Origin of the sequence: Cobetia crustatorum, assembly GCF_000591415.1 — a bacterium.
Classification (GTDB): domain Bacteria; phylum Pseudomonadota; class Gammaproteobacteria; order Pseudomonadales; family Halomonadaceae; genus Cobetia; species Cobetia crustatorum.
Genome location: NZ_JEMF01000039.1, coordinates 126,858 through 140,665 on the forward strand (window position 1 = coordinate 126,858; position 13,808 = coordinate 140,665).

Consider the following 13,808-nt stretch of genomic DNA (forward strand, 5'->3'; position numbering starts at 1 on the left):
CTGTGGGAAGAGACAGGGAGTTCCTGTAGCGGCTCATTCAGCGTATCCGTACTCATGCGTCCGTTCCTTCTGATTCATTCATGTCACCCGACTCCCAATCAGCGAGCCGCGCGACGAAGGTGTCTTCATCCAATACGGTGAGACCCAGTTGCATGGCTTTCTCCAGCTTGCTGCCTGCGGCGGTACCAGCGACGACGCCAGCGGTCTTCTTCGAGACGCTGCCGGCCACCTTGGCTCCCAATGCCTGCAGGCGCGTCTTGCCCTCATCACGCGTCATGCTCTCCAGACTACCCGTCAGCACCCAGGTCTGGCCGGCCAGCGGTTGCGGGCGCTCGCCAATCTCGACTTCTTCCCACGTCAGTCCACAGGCCAACAAGGCCTCAAGGGTCTCATTGTTATGCGGCTGTGCGAAGAAGGTATGGATATGCGCCGCTACGATAGGCCCTACGTCATCCACTGTTTCCAGTGCTACCTGATCCGCGGCACGTAATGCTTCAAGCGTACCGAAATGCGCGGCGAGGCTTGCGGCCGTAGCCTCACCCACTTCACGGATACCCAGTGCATAGACAAAGCGTGCCAGCGTGGTATGACGGCTCTTGTCGAGCGATGCGACCAGATTGGTGGCTGACTTCTCGCCCATGCGCGGCAGTTCGGCCAGCGTCGCGGCATCCAGTGCGAATAGATCAGCAGGTGTCTTGACCAGCTCACGCTCGATCAGTTGCTCGATCAGCTTTTCGCCAAGTCCATCGACATCCAGTGCCTTGCGGCTGGAGAAGTGCTTGAGCGCTTCCTTGCGCTGGGCCGCACAGATCAAGCCACCGGCGCAGCGCGCCACGACTTCACCTTCAAGTCGTTCGATCTCGGAGCCACACACCGGGCAGCCGTCCGGCAGCACGATAGCCTCACGACTCTCACCTTCTTGCGCAACGCGTACAACCTGCGGAATGACGTCGCCTGCACGACGAATGATGACTCGATCACCGATGTGCACGCCCAGTCGCTCGACTTCATCCATGTTGTGCAGGGTGGCATTGGAGACCACCACACCTGCCACCTGCACCGGCGCCAGCCGCGCGACGGGGGTCAACGCGCCGGTACGCCCCACTTGGAAGTCGACGCCTTCCAGCGTGGTTTCCTGCTCCTGCGCCGGGTACTTGTAAGCGATGGCCCAGCGCGGGGCGCGTGCCACGAAGCCCAACTCGCGCTGCAAACGCAGCTCATCAATCTTGATGACCGCACCATCGATATCGTGATCAAGCCCATCACGCCGTTCACCGAGGCGCTGCGTATAGTTGATGATGCCCTCGGCCCCGCTGACCACCTCGAGCTGCGGACTGGTGCGGAAGCCATAATCATTGAGCAGTGCCATCAAACCAGAGTGGCGACTGCCAGCATCACTGGCCAGCAGTGACTCGTCGAGGCGCGCGACCTGATAGGCACAGAACTCCAATGGCCGCGATGCGGCAATTTTCGAATCCAGCTGACGCAGGCTACCCGCTGCGGCATTGCGCGGATTGGCAAATACCTTGCCCTCCTCATCACGGCCACGCGTATTGAGCGCCTCGAAGCCGGCATGGCTCATATAGACCTCACCGCGCACCTCAAGCAGCGCAGGCAGGTTCTCGCCACGAAGCTTGAGCGGGATAGAGCGAATCGTGCGCAGATTGGTAGTAATGCCTTCACCCGTGCGGCCATCGCCGCGCGTGACACCCTGCACGAACACGCCATCTTCATAGATCAGCGATACCGCCAGGCCATCGAGCTTGGGTTCGCAACAAAAGCTTAGCTGGCTGCCATCACGCAGCTCCAGCGTCTTGGCGGCCCGCTGCACGAAGGCACGTAGTTCATCACCATCAAAAGCATTGTTGAGCGACAGCATCGGCACGGCGTGCTGCACTTCCTCGAAGCCGGTCGCCGGTGCCGCGCCGACCCGTTGCGTAGGCGACTGTGGCGTTACCAACTGCGGATACTCGGCTTCAAGCTGCTCCAGACGACGCAGACGCGTGTCGTAGTCAGCATCAGTCAGTGTCGCATCGTCCTGCACGTAGTACCGATGGTTAGCCTCGAGCAGCTCGCCATGCAGACGCTCGACCTCGAGCAGCACATCATCGGGAACACCCTGCGCAGCGGCCGACTCATCAGGCATCGCCCCATCGACGAGAGAGGCGGAAAACAGATCATCCTGGGCTGACATGACATTCACTCGAAACAGTGGCCTTGCCAGTGCAGCAAGTCTGCAGACACTGGACGACCTGAAAAGCGGGTGACGATACACCAACTCGATACCGAGTGGATCGCCATGATGCTGCCATTGTACCCAAACGCTGCACATGGCAGAAACGCCAACGGCGACCCGAAGGTCGCCGTTGGCGTCATGACAGACTTGCTGACTCAGACACTCAATTGGCCTGTCTCAATTGGCTTGATAGCGGTGCAGACGATTGCGGCGTTCGAATTCGTGTACCTGCTGGCGCTTGAACTCGATGGTCTGCGCGGTCATCACGCTATGGTTCTCGTCTTTCAGCTCACCGCCCAGGCGACGTACCAGCAACATGGCGATCTCGACCATTGTCTCGAACGCAGCAGACGTATCGTCTGCACCTGGCAGCGGCATCAGGAAGGTCACACCATCCAGCTGACTATCGACCATCTCTTCAGGATCGAAGATACCCGGCTTGACTACATTGGCCATCGCAAACTGCAGCGGGCTGTCTTCACTTTCCTCTTCATGGCGCAAGAACAGCCCCATGTTGGAATGACGCAGACCACAGGCCAGTGATACACCCAGCACATCCTCGCCGCTGAAACCTGAATCACCACGCGCCATCACGGAAATGATAATGACTTCACTGGCATCCGCCAGCATGTCGCGGGCTAGCCCATCATCGACCTTGTTGCGCTCGGCACGAATCACCAGCGGATGACGCTCATCGACAGATTCACTCTCTTCTTCTTGCGCAGTGGCGCTAGAAGAAGACTCCGTTTCAAGTATCGGCTCTTTACGAGAAGAGGTCGTGCTGGCATCAGGCATGTCCGATGCCGACGCGGTCGAGCCTTCTGTCTCCGGAATCTCTGCCATCGGCTCGATATTATCGGCCCGCGAAGCAGAGATGCTCACATCGTCTTCAGATTCATGCGAGACGGCATCATGATCGGCGGGGTCGCCTTGTTCATCATGCAGCGCTGGTTCACGGTGAACGGTATCTTCTTCATCTTCACGGCGCGCACTCAAGCTGGCGGTCACGTCACGCATCGACTGACTGGCGCGCGCACCGAACGCCGCAGCACGTTGGCCAAGGCCCTTGCGCTCCGGTGATTCACGTCGCTCCATACGCTCCGCGGGACGACTCGGCTGAGTCACCCGCGATGCCTTGATACCGTGAGCATTATCGAGCACAGAATCGTCTTCCTCTGCCTCGTCATGCTGCTCAGTATCACCGATCACCCGGTAACCGCCGTTCGGCAGCTCCCAGTTGTCGCGTTTATCCACTACTACGTCTTCTTCTCCCGCAGCCGCATCTGCAGCATCGGTAGAATCCATCGTACCCACTCTATCTAGACGGGGTACTCGACGTTGACGCTGGAGCCGACGCACACCGTCAACGACGATGATTGCGACCAGCACCAACCCCAACAAGATGAGCCACTCTCTCAATTCCATGGGTCATTAGCCTGTTTGCTTGGGCACCATGCACGTAAACAGCATAGCGCGATTGCAGAAAAAGGGGACATTATTCGAATGTCAATCCTGTGGTGGTGACCTACGCAATCGCCCTTCAATTATCCCTGACTGACACTATGACGCAAAGTCGTAGTGCTTTCGATCACTCCGTGCAACAAGATTTTGCCAACTAGGCCGCAAGTCCGGCTACTGGCTGCCGTGCGTGAGGATGACCTTGCCCTCTTGCACGGCTTTTATCTCAGGCTTCGGCGAGTACCGCAGCTTCTTCTATCCCTACAGAGACCAGTCGCGAGACACCTGGTTCCTGCATGGTAACGCCCATAAGCCGATCTGCCGCTTCCATCGCTATCTTGTTATGCGTGATATAGATGAACTGTACGCTTTCTGACATCTCTTTCACCAGTCTGGCATAACGGCCAACGTTCGCATCATCCAGCGGCGCATCAACTTCATCAAGCATACAGAATGGCGCCGGATTGAGCTGGAAGATAGCGAACACCAATGCAAGTGCTGTCAGTGCTTTCTCGCCTCCTGACAGAAGATGGATGGTGGAGTTTTTCTTGCCGGGAGGACGCGCCATGATCGCGACTCCCGTCTCCAGCAAATCATCGCCTGTCAGCGTCAACCACGCGGCCCCACCACCGAAGATCTTCGGGAAAAGCGTCTGGATTCCGGCATTGACCTTGTCGAAGGTATCCTTGAATCGCACCCGTGTTTCCTGATCAATCTTACGGATGGCACGCTCGAGCGTTTCCAACGCTTCGGTCAGCTCGGCATGCTGAGCCTCAAGGTAGTTACGGCGCTCAGCCTGCTGGTCGTATTCCTCGATGGCCGCCAGGTTGATAGCGCCAAGCCGCTTGATGCGCTCACCAACCTGCTCGAGGTTATGGCTCCAGGCAGACTCGGTGGCATTGGGGTCAAGACCGTCTTCGAGAAGGCTCGTTGCGGTCTCGTCATAGCCCAGCTCCACCAGCTGTTCATCCTGCGCATCGGCCTTAAGTGTCAATGCCTGCACCTGCATGCGCCCTTCTTCGAGCCGCTGACGGATGCCTTCCAGATTACGTTCATGGGTCTGGCGCGACTGCTCTGCCTGACGCATCTGTTCGACTAATTCATGAGTCTTATCACGACAGGCGTTTAGCTTGGTTTCTTGATAAAGCCGAGTTTCGAGCAACATTTCGAGCTGCTCACGCTCTTCTTCCTGCGGCAACGTCGTTTCTTCACGGCTGGCTTCAAGCAATTCGATTCGCTCTGCCAGCTTTTCGCGCTGTTCGCTCGCACGCGCACGCTGACCCTGCATGCCATCGCGCTCAGTCACCAGGCGCTGGCGCTCCATGTCGAGACGGCTGACCTGTTCACGCGCCGGTGCCTGCTGTGCACGTAATCCAGCCAGTGCACTTTGGTGATCGCGTCGCGACTGCTCCAGCGTCTCACGTGCCTGTGCATTGTTCTCGACCGACTCCAGCGTCTGCTGCCAGCGCTCGCGGGCTTCTTCGAGCGCCAGCGCGTGGCCCTCACGTGTCTCTGCCAGCTGTGCGAGCTCTTCATCGAGCTCACGCGCACGACCATCAACATGCTCAAGGCGACTGGCGAGCCCCGCTTCCTTGAGGCTCAGCTCACGCTGGCGTTCACCCAGCTCACGCTCCTCGACACGCAGATTTTCGAGCGCAGCCTCGGCGACAGCAATCTGCTCGGAGGCTTCTGCCAGCCGTGCCTCAATGTCCTCAAGACGGGCATCCAGTGCCTCTAGCTCCAGCGTGACCTGCTCAAGACGCGAACGCTGAGCAATCACGCTGTCAGCACGTTCACCGGCAACCTGACGGCGGCTCCAGCCACGGCCTAACCACAGGCCATCAGGCGTCAACACACTCTCATGAGCCGCCAGTGAGTCACGTTGCTGCCAGGCGGCTGCCTGCGTCTCGACGCACTGGATAGTGGCCAGCCAGCCATTCAGTGCCGCAGCACCACTGATACGCGCAGCCAGTGTGCCCGTCGGTGCAGCCTCAGCACTGGCCGTCTCGACCATCGACAGTTCGCCACCGGGCAGCGCCGCCAGCAATTCTGACAGCGACCCTGCCAGCGGCGACTGATCAGCACTCGCCATGCGAGCACGCAGGAAAGGCCCCAGCACCCAGGCACTGGCAGACTCCCAGCCAGTATCGACCTCCAGCCCTTCGGCCAGCGCAGGTGCCTGTGACAGACCATGTGCTTCCAGATGCGCGGCCAGTGAGTCATCGTCATCACGCAACGCGGCCTCTATCAGCGCTTCAAGCGAGGCCTTCTCGCCTTGCAGCACATTACGCCGCTGGCGCAACTGGTCACGTTCGGCGTCCAGTGCCAGCCGATTGGCTTGCGCCTGTTCGCGCGTTTCACTGGCCTGCTCGCGGCGTGACTCGAGAGATTCTCCCTGGAGCATCACCTCATCGAGTTGCTCACGGAGCTCCTCGCGGGCCTCACGCAGTTCTGCCACATCTGGCAACTCGCCGAGCTGTTGACGGCGACGCTCGCGCTGACGCTCCGCTTCACCAATTGCGCTTTCCAGACGCTGAATCTCGCTCTGGGCACGCTCAGCACCACGTTGCGCCTCGTTATCTGCCTGGCTGAAACGCTCCCACTCACTTTGACTGTCCTGACGCCGCTCTTCGGCTTCTTCCAGTGACAGCTCAAGCCCTTCGAGCGTCTCGCGCGCCATCTCAAGCTCGGGTGCAATGTCCTCAAGACGTGCGTCGATCATCTCCAGACGCTCGCCATCCTCGCCCTCGATACGCTGCACATCGCTGAGTTCGCGACGTGCGACTTCAAGGTCTGCCGCCAGCTGCTGCTCACGCGTACGGGCGTGCTCCAGGCTTTGCTCGAGACGCGCGATCTTGGCCCCCGTCTCGTAAAAGGCCGCCTGATGAACTTCCAACTCACCCGCGAGTTCATCGTGCTGGTAGCGCTGTTCTTCCAACTGACTTTCGCACTGACGTTGGCCGAGAATCTCGCGCTCGACGCCAGTTTCCAGTTCGGTGACACGAGATTGCTGATCGCGCTGCTGTGCCCGCAACCCACGACGGCGCAGCACAGCCAGTTCACCCTTGAGGCGATATTCGTCCTGTTTGAGCGTCTGATAGCGCCGCGCCGCTTCGGCCTGACGCTTGAGGCGCTCGAGCTGTTTGTCGAGTTCCTCACGCAGATCATCAAGGCGCTCCATGTTCTCCTGGGTGCGCTTCATGCGGCTTTCGGTCTCGCGGCGGCGCTCCTTGTACTTGGAGATGCCGGCCGCTTCTTCGAGGGTGCCGCGCAGATCATCGGGACGTGCCTCGATCAACTGCGAGATCATCCCCTGCCCGATAATGGAATAGGAACGTGGCCCAAGGCCGGTGCCGAGGAAAACATCGGCGATATCGCGGCGGCGACACTTCTGGCCATTGAGGAAGTAGCCGGACTGGGATTCGCGTGTCACCAGACGCTTGACGGAAATCTCGGCATACTCGGACCAGGCACCTCCGAGACTACCGTCAGCATTGTCGAAGGTCAGTTCGACGGAGGCCTGACCGACCGGCTTACGGCCGGTGGAGCCATTGAAGATGACATCTGTCATCGACTCACCACGCAGGTTCTTGGCGCTGGACTCACCCATGACCCAGCGCACAGCATCGATGACGTTCGATTTACCGCAGCCGTTGGGGCCGAGTATCGCCGTCATGTTGCTATCAAAAGGCACGGTGACTGGATCGACAAAAGATTTGAAGCCGACCAGCTTGATCGATTTGAGCCGCATTGCGCCTGGCGCGTCCTTGAGGTCTAAAACGTGAAAAAAGGGTCTGACGAAGATAATTTTGAAAAACCAGCGCGCAGTCTACCCAAAAGCGCCGGTGGCCCCAACCACGACGGCCTGCAGCGTGTCATCCACACTGCAGGCCGAGTCGTGATTCCAGGCACTAGCAATAGACTGCAACAAGGCAGTGCATTGCACGCGGCCCGGCCTATCCCCTACGGAGTGGTGGCCGCGGCGCCCACCACATGATCGATATGCAGAGCCAATGGCGTTTCGGCAGCCGTATCACCACGCGTGACCGTCACGTCGGACAGCCGCCCCTCGAGGTCACCCGCCTGAGCGGCTGGTGCGCCAGAGGCCGAGATACGGGCGACGAGATTCACCTCATCAGCCATTGATAAACGCGCCATCGGAGCCATCGCGTTGTCATCCGATAGCGTAACCGTCAGTGGCAGCTGATCCGCCGTGGTCCGCACGACCGCCAGCGGGGGTAGCTTACCCGCGCTATCACGCGCGACGATGAACAGCGTCGCCCCGGGATTTCCTGCCAATGATGCCTTGAGTGCAGGTGCCAGGGTAACGGTCAGTGTCAGCTGCGCGGCATCAACGGTCTTGGCACTGTCATCGACAGTATCACTGTCATTGGCATCGCCTAGTGCTGATTCACTCAAGGCGACCGAAGCATCTACCTCACCGGCCTGTGCCATGCGGGCACGTGCCGCGCTGATCCCCTCGCGCAGCGCCTTGGCTGCACCGGGGTTCTCCATGCCTGCAATCGCCTTGCGCCAGTAATCAATGGCCTGCTCATAGCGGGAATGATCGAATGCATCGATACCGAGCAGCCCCAACACTGTTGGCTGGCGCGGGTCTACGGCCAGTACCTCATCGACCAGCGCCTGTACCTCATTCGTCAGCGTGCGCTGAGCGGCAAAGAACTTGAGCTGCGCCATCTGCGCCAGCAATGCTGGCACTCGCCCTTCAAGACGTATCAGCACATCCAGTGCCTGCATGGCCTCGTTGAGCTGACCCGCATCACGATATAGCGGAAACAGCGCCATCCATACCTTGGCGTTATCCGGCTGCGCGTCGGCTTCAGCGCGCAAACGGGCGATACGTGCCTTGAAACTGGCGGCATCATGTATCGGCGTCGCCTCGATGGCGGCCGTCAATGCGAGATCACCACTCGCGCCCTCGAGTTGATACCAGTACAGCGAGCCTACCGCCATACTCACGACCAGCAGCGGTACCAGCAAGCGTCCACTGACAGCAGCCTTTAGTGGCGCACGGCGGGCTGCCTCGGCGTCTTCCAGCAGGCTACGCTCCAGTTCGACCCTCCCTTCTGCCAACGCCGCATCGTCCATATCTCCGCGTGCGTGACCGCGCTCCAACGACGCAAGACGGCTCTGATAGACGCGCACGTTCTCGGCCTCAAGGCCGTCATTACTCTCAAAGGCCTGCTGAGCCGCATGGGTACCGCGAGCACGCCGGAGCGGCAACAGCAGCAACCAGGCGGCAGGGATCAATAAAAGGCCAATCGCCAGCCATAGCAGCGTCATGAAGATTCCTTTCCATTTCGAGGGCGACCATGAGCCTTCAGCAGCGCAGAGACTCTGGCCTGTTCGTCAGGGTCAAGCGCACGCACACTTGCACGGCGCCTGGCACGTACGATCAGTGCCACACCGCCAAGCCCGAGCAGAATCAACACGGCCGGCCCACCCCACAACAACCAGGTGCGGCCATCGAGGCGCGGGTTATACAGCACATACTCGCCGAAACGATCGACCATGAAATTCTGGATCTCGCTGTCGCTGCGCCCGTCATTGAGCAAGTCCGCCACGTTCTGACGCATGTCGCCAGCAATGGGTGAATCCGAGTCGCCAATCGCCTGGTTCTGACATTTGGGGCAGCGCAGCGCGGCCGTCAGGCTGTCATAGCGCGTCTGCAGCACCGGGTTGTTGAACTGATGCATCTCGATGGCGGCCTGCGCCTTGCCAGCCGCCAGCCATGACAGGAACAGCAACACGACCAACGCCTGAACCAGCGGAACAGCGACACTGGCGAGTGAATGCTTGAGTCGACTCATGTCGTCTCCTCCTCGCCATCGCTACCACTACCACTACTACCATTACTGCCACCATCACTACCGCCTGCCGCCGGAGCTGTGATGCGCTCCAGTGTCGGCAAGATGATCTCGCGCACATCTTCAGGGCGGATATAGCCGGTGTGGTGATAGCGGATCACGCCCTGAGCATCGACAAGAAAGGTCTCGGGTGCGCCGTAGACGCCCAGATCAAAGCCCAGCGTGCCCTCGGGATCGAATATATTGATCTCAAAGGGGTCGCCGAATTCCTCAAGGAAGGTACGGCCCTTGTCGCGCGTGTCCTTGTAATCCACGCCGATCATGCGTACGCCACGATCCGCGAGATCCAGCAGCTGTGGCATCTCGTGCTTGCAGGTCGGGCACCATTCGCCCCACACATTGACCAGACTGACCTGCCCCTTGAGCAGCGACTCGCTGACACGCGCGTCAGGGTCTTCCAGCGTGCTCAGTGTAAAGGTGGGGAAGTCACGCGACAGCAGCGCGGAATCACGCGCATAGGGGTCATCATCGAGGCGCTGATAAAGAAAGGCACCCAATCCCACCACGATCAGCAGCGGCACGAAAAGCACTAGACGAGGCATGCTCATACGGACACCTCCCGCTCGGTCGTGAGTGATGTCGGGCGCGGGTCGACTCGACGACGGTAGCGACGATCCAGCACCGCAATCACACCGCCCGCCCCCATCAGCAACGCCCCCAGCCACAACCAGCGCACGAAGGGTTTGACCTGAATCCGCACGGCCCAACTGCCATCATCAAGCTTTTCGCCCATGGCAACGTAGAGGTCGCGCGTGAAGCCGGCATCCAGCGCGGTTTCAGTCATCGGCATGCCGCTGGCCAGAAACAGACGCTTCTCCGGATGCAACACGGTGACGGGCTTACCCTCACGGCTGACCTCGACCGTGGCGCGATTAGCCAGGTAATTGGGACCACGATATTCGCCAAGCTGCGTCATGTTGAATTCATAGCCGCCTACCGTGACCACCTTGCCTTGTGTCATGCGCACGTTTTCAGCGACCTCGGTATTGGAGACCAACGTCACGCCGACGATAGTGACCGCGATTCCCAAGTGCGCCAGCTGCATGCCCCAGTAGCTGGGTGTCAGCCGCTTGAGGCCCGCCAGACGGCCGGCCTTCGAGGCGCTCTTGTCCCACAGGTCTCGCAACAGTGGCAACACGACCCACAGTGCAATCACCAGACCCAGCGCCACCGAGGCACTCCATGCGATATCCAGAGTGAGCGGCAGGAGTCCACCGATGACAAGCGCGGCAACACCAGACAGTGCCAGACGACGGAAGATTTCGCGGCCCTGCATCTGCTTCCAGCGCGAAGAAGGTCCCAGCCCCATGAAGGCACACAGCAGCGTGGTCAGCGGGACGAACAGCGCATTGAAGTACGGCGGGCCCACCGAGATCTTGCCCAGATTCAGCGAATCCAGCACCAGCGGATAGAGGGTACCCAACAGCACGGTGACCATCATCACCAGCAAAATCAGGTTATTGACCAGCAGGAAGGCATCCCGCGACAGCCAATGAAAGCCGAGTGTCGAGCGTACACGTGGCGCACGCAGCGCAAACAGCAGCAACGAGCCGCCGACGGTGATACCGAGCAACACAAGGATGAACAGCCCGCGGTCCGGGTCACTGGCGAAGGCATGCACTGACGTCAACACGCCGGAACGCACCAGGAAGGTGCCCAGCAGCGACAGCGAGAAAGCGAAGATCGACAGCAGCACCGTCCAGCTCTTGAAGGCGCCACGTTTTTCCGTGACCGCCAGCGAGTGGATCAGTGCGGTACCAGCCAGCCACGGCATCAAGGAGGCATTCTCGACCGGATCCCAGAACCACCATCCACCCCAGCCAAGCTCGTAGTAGGCCCACCAGCTGCCCAGCGCGATGCCGACGGTGAGAAACGCCCAGGCGATATTGGTCCACGGTCGTGCCCAGCGCGCCCAGGCGGCATCGAGACGCCCGCCCAACAAGGCGGCCATCGCGAAGGAAAACGCCACCGAGAAACCGACGTAGCCCATGTAGAGCATCGGCGGATGGATGATCAGGCCTATGTCTTGCAGCAGCGGATTGAGGTCCGCGCCATCGGTAGGCATGTCTGGCAGCAGGCGCGCGAATGGGTTGGAGGTCAGCAGTATGAACGCCAGGAAACCTGTCGAGATCAGCCCCATGATGCCCAGCACGCGGGCCAGCATGTCACGCGGAAGATGACGCGCGCCCAGTGAGACGGCAAATCCCCAACCGGCCAGAATCAGACTCCATAGCAGCACTGACCCCTCATGGCTGCCCCACACCGCACTGAACTTGAAGTACCACGGCAACTGGCTGTTCGAGTTATTGGCAATGTAGGCGACGCTGAAATCATCGAGCATGAATCCCGCCGTCAGGCAGGCATAGGCCAACAAGACGAACAGGAACTGCCCCCACGCCATCGGCTGTGCATAACTCATCCATAGCGGACGACGCGTGGCCGCTCCAACGAGCGGTACGACCGCCTGCACACAGGCCAGACAGGCGGCCAGAATCAGCGCAAAATGACCGATTTCCGGCAACAGTTGCGTCACCATCACGGTGTCTCCTGCGGTGTCACGTCACTGGCTGGCTCAACGCTCTGCGCGCTGTCTCTGTCGCTATTACTTCCTTTCTCCATGCCTTTTCCCATGTCCTTCTCAATGACCTTGTCGCCCGACACGCTGCGACCAGAGGCCTTGAGCGCTGCCGATACTTCCGGCGGCATGTATTTCTCATCATGCTTGGCCAGCACTTCGCTGGCCTCGAGATGCTCGCCGTCAAAGGTGCCCATCACCACCACACCCTGCCCTTCACGGAACAGGTCCGGCAGGATGCCTGATAATGCACCGTGACATCGCGATCAAAATCGGTGACGGTAAAGATGACGTCCAGCGTCTCGTTATCGCGGCTCACGCTACCCTCGCGCACCATGCCGCCCGCACGAATCTGACGCCCCTCGGGCGCCTCGCCGCTCGCAATCTGGGTCGGTGTGTAGAAGGCATTGATATTGGCGCGCAGGGCATAGAGCGTCAGGCCCACCGCGAGGGAGGCCAGCAGCACGATGGCCGTGACGATATACAGGCGCTGCTTGCGTTTGGGGTTCATGGTCAAGACTCAATCAGGGCAAGGGGCAGACAAGCAACAGGAAGCAGATAACGCCAGACCAACTGACCGTCAGCCGGAGATTAAAACGACATCAGCTGTGGGAGCGCTCACGACGCACGCGACGACGAATATCGGCTTCTACTGCGCGGCGAGACAAGCGCGTGGAGATTACCAATCCCATCAGCCCAGCGGTCGTCAGTCCCCAGGCGGACCACACATAAACGGCATGGCCGCCCATCGCGAAAAAGTCGGCGACACTCGTAAAGGCCATCATTCAGTGCCTCTCATCTTTGGCTTGGACTGATGCAGCGTGAACTGATGAGGCGCGCTCAGGCACGATATTCAGCAGCAGGCGCACCCACTGCTTGGCACTTTCGCGCCGCAACACCTCCACCCGCGTACGCATCAGCACCAGCGCCGTAAAGAAGGCATAGAAACCCATCACCATCAGCAACAAGGGTATCCACATGCTGGCCGGCATCGGCGGTGCTTCGCTCAACGTGAAGGTGGCAGGCTGGTGCAGTGTGCTCCACCAGTCCACCGAATACTTGATGATGGGGATATTGACCATACCGACCAAGGCCAGAATAGAGGCGGCGCGTGAGCCGCTATCACGACTGGCGAAGGCGCCGCGCAACACGATCACCCCGAGGTAAAGAAATAGCTGGATCAGCATCGAGGTCAGGCGGGCATCCCAGATCCACCAGGTACCCCAGGTGGGAATGCCCCACACGGAACCGGAGAACAGTGCCAGCGCCGTCATCAGCGCTCCAATGGGTGCGGCGGCAGTGGCGACCATATCCGCCAGCTTGATCTTCCAGACCAGGAAGATCACCGCGCAAGCCGCCAGCAACATGAAGCACGACTGGGCGAGAATGGCCGCCGGCACGTGTACATAGATGATGCGGAAGCTGTTGCCCTGCTGATAGTCCGCCGGAGCAAAGGCCAGCCCCCAGACACTGCCGATGAGCAGCATGATGATCGCCAATGACCACAGCCACGGCAGCCAGCGTGAGCTCGCTGCGAAGAAGGTCGCGGGCGCACTCATACGGTGTAGCCACGGCCACAGCCCACCCTTGCGCGGACGTACCTCAGCGGTACGCTCACGGGGGGGAAGGCTCTTGGCGCGCAGGCGCTTTA

At 60.1% G+C, this 13,808-nt stretch carries 9 protein-coding genes and 1 pseudogene; all 10 read right to left on the reverse strand.

Annotated features, from left to right (window positions below):
- Positions 1-52: 52 nt before the first annotated feature.
- Positions 53-2,146, reverse strand: a complete 2,094-nt coding sequence (ligA, locus tag BF12_RS0109665; protein ID WP_051510910.1) for an NAD-dependent DNA ligase LigA — start codon at positions 2,144-2,146, stop codon at positions 53-55.
- A 267-nt stretch (positions 2,147-2,413) separates the two neighbouring features.
- Positions 2,414-3,661, reverse strand: a complete 1,248-nt coding sequence (locus tag BF12_RS0109670) for a cell division protein ZipA (protein WP_024952099.1) — start codon at positions 3,659-3,661, stop codon at positions 2,414-2,416.
- Between the two features lie 259 nt (positions 3,662-3,920).
- Entirely contained in the window at positions 3,921-7,445 is a 3,525-nt protein-coding gene (gene smc / locus BF12_RS0109675) for a chromosome segregation protein SMC (RefSeq protein WP_024952100.1), read from the reverse strand.
- Between the two features lie 212 nt (positions 7,446-7,657).
- The gene (gene ccmI / locus BF12_RS0109680; RefSeq protein WP_024952101.1) at positions 7,658-8,998 is read right to left on the reverse strand and encodes a c-type cytochrome biogenesis protein CcmI; all 1,341 of its coding nucleotides are present in this window, start codon (positions 8,996-8,998) and stop codon (positions 7,658-7,660) included.
- The gene (locus tag BF12_RS0109685; RefSeq protein WP_024952102.1) at positions 8,995-9,525 is read right to left on the reverse strand and encodes a cytochrome c-type biogenesis protein; all 531 of its coding nucleotides are present in this window, start codon (positions 9,523-9,525) and stop codon (positions 8,995-8,997) included. Before BF12_RS0109685 ends, ccmI begins: the two co-directional genes overlap by 4 nt.
- Positions 9,522-10,130, reverse strand: coding sequence for a DsbE family thiol:disulfide interchange protein (locus BF12_RS0109690; protein WP_024952103.1), 609 nt, complete (start codon positions 10,128-10,130; stop codon positions 9,522-9,524). The genes BF12_RS0109685 and BF12_RS0109690 overlap by 4 nt, the downstream gene beginning before the upstream one ends.
- On the reverse strand, positions 10,127-12,118 hold the full coding sequence (locus tag BF12_RS0109695; protein ID WP_024952104.1) for a heme lyase CcmF/NrfE family subunit: 1,992 nt from the start codon (positions 12,116-12,118) through the stop codon (positions 10,127-10,129). Before BF12_RS0109695 ends, BF12_RS0109690 begins: the two co-directional genes overlap by 4 nt.
- A pseudogene (gene ccmE, locus BF12_RS19525) lies at positions 12,118-12,668 on the reverse strand (cytochrome c maturation protein CcmE). The gene BF12_RS0109695 and the pseudogene ccmE overlap by 1 nt, the downstream one beginning before the upstream one ends.
- 91 nt (positions 12,669-12,759) lie before the next feature.
- Complete coding sequence (gene ccmD, locus BF12_RS0109705; RefSeq protein ID WP_246116440.1) at positions 12,760-12,942, reverse strand: heme exporter protein CcmD; 183 nt, start codon at positions 12,940-12,942, stop codon at positions 12,760-12,762.
- On the reverse strand, positions 12,943-13,716 hold the full coding sequence (locus tag BF12_RS0109710) for a heme ABC transporter permease (protein WP_439644505.1): 774 nt from the start codon (positions 13,714-13,716) through the stop codon (positions 12,943-12,945).
- Positions 13,717-13,808: the final 92 nt, after the last annotated feature.

Excerpts from the sequence above, each read along its gene's own strand:
- ccmI (WP_024952101.1), bottom strand. The coding sequence starts at position 8,998 with ATGACGCTGCTATGGCTGGCGATTGGCCTTTTATTGATCCCTGCCGCC.
- BF12_RS0109710 (WP_439644505.1), bottom strand. The coding sequence starts at position 13,716 with ATGAGTGCGCCCGCGACCTTCTTCGCAGCGAGCTCACGCTGGCTGCCG.
- BF12_RS0109670 (WP_024952099.1), bottom strand. The coding sequence starts at position 3,661 with ATGGAATTGAGAGAGTGGCTCATCTTGTTGGGGTTGGTGCTGGTCGCA.
- BF12_RS0109695 (WP_024952104.1), bottom strand. The coding sequence starts at position 12,118 with ATGGTGACGCAACTGTTGCCGGAAATCGGTCATTTTGCGCTGATTCTG.
- ccmD (WP_246116440.1), bottom strand. The coding sequence starts at position 12,942 with ATGATGGCCTTTACGAGTGTCGCCGACTTTTTCGCGATGGGCGGCCAT.
- ligA (WP_051510910.1), bottom strand. The coding sequence starts at position 2,146 with ATGCCTGATGAGTCGGCCGCTGCGCAGGGTGTTCCCGATGATGTGCTG.
- BF12_RS0109690 (WP_024952103.1), bottom strand. The coding sequence starts at position 10,130 with ATGAGCATGCCTCGTCTAGTGCTTTTCGTGCCGCTGCTGATCGTGGTG.
- BF12_RS0109685 (WP_024952102.1), bottom strand. The coding sequence starts at position 9,525 with ATGAGTCGACTCAAGCATTCACTCGCCAGTGTCGCTGTTCCGCTGGTT.
- smc (WP_024952100.1), bottom strand. The coding sequence starts at position 7,445 with ATGCGGCTCAAATCGATCAAGCTGGTCGGCTTCAAATCTTTTGTCGAT.